This is a genomic window from Psychromonas arctica (assembly GCF_038155225.1).
Lineage (GTDB): Bacteria > Pseudomonadota > Gammaproteobacteria > Enterobacterales > Psychromonadaceae > Psychromonas > Psychromonas arctica_B.
Window position 1 is genome coordinate 1 of sequence record NZ_JBAKBA010000350.1, and the last position, 216, is coordinate 216.

General features: G+C 37.0%; 1 pseudogene. It reads right to left on the reverse strand.

Annotation, left to right across the window (positions count from 1 at the left end):
- Positions 1–27: 27 nt before the first annotated feature.
- Positions 28–216: pseudogene (locus V6255_RS19435) on the reverse strand (oxaloacetate decarboxylase); the annotation flags it as partial.

A 216-nucleotide genomic window follows, 5' to 3' on the forward strand; every position in this document is an offset into this window, starting at 1 on the left:
TGAGTATGATTCAGGTTCCTAGTTTGATGGTGCAGCTACTTTCATAACATCTTCACTTGGTACTGGCTCAAATGCATCAGGATAATTACGATTTTCTAAGAATTTAAGTCCAATCTCACGGAATAATGCATAAATAAGTGCATCATCAATTTCGTTCTAAGCAAGCTTAATATCTTTATCGGCTGCTAACTTTTCAAGCTCAGCTTCAAAAGCCGC